Source organism: Nocardioides malaquae (genome assembly GCF_015070385.1).
Taxonomy (GTDB): domain Bacteria; phylum Actinomycetota; class Actinomycetes; order Propionibacteriales; family Nocardioidaceae; genus Nocardioides; species Nocardioides malaquae.
Map to the genome: position 1 here is coordinate 1 of NZ_JADCSA010000553.1, position 263 is coordinate 263.

Annotated in this window: 1 protein-coding gene; it reads right to left on the minus strand. The window is 53.2% G+C overall.

Features of this window, described 5'->3' with window-relative positions:
- Nucleotides 1-157: nucleotidyltransferase domain-containing protein (locus IEQ44_RS16055; protein WP_181028067.1), on the minus strand; the 157-nt coding region annotated here is incomplete at its 3' end.
- Nucleotides 158-263 lie beyond the last annotated feature (106 nt).

Genomic DNA, 263 nt, shown 5'->3' on the forward strand with positions numbered 1-263 from the left:
TAACCAGCAAATCAATATCACTGTGTGGCTTCAGGCCGCCATCCACTGCGGAGCCGTACAAATGTACGGCCAGCAACGTCGGTTCGAGATGGCGCTCGATGACGCCAACTACCTCTGATAGTTGAGTCGATACTTCGGCGATCACCGCTTCCCTCATGATGTTTAACTCCTGAATTAAGCCGCGCCGCGAAGCGGTGTCGGCTTGAATGAATTGTTAGGCGTCATCCTGTGCTCCCGAGAACCAGTACCAGTACATCGCTGTT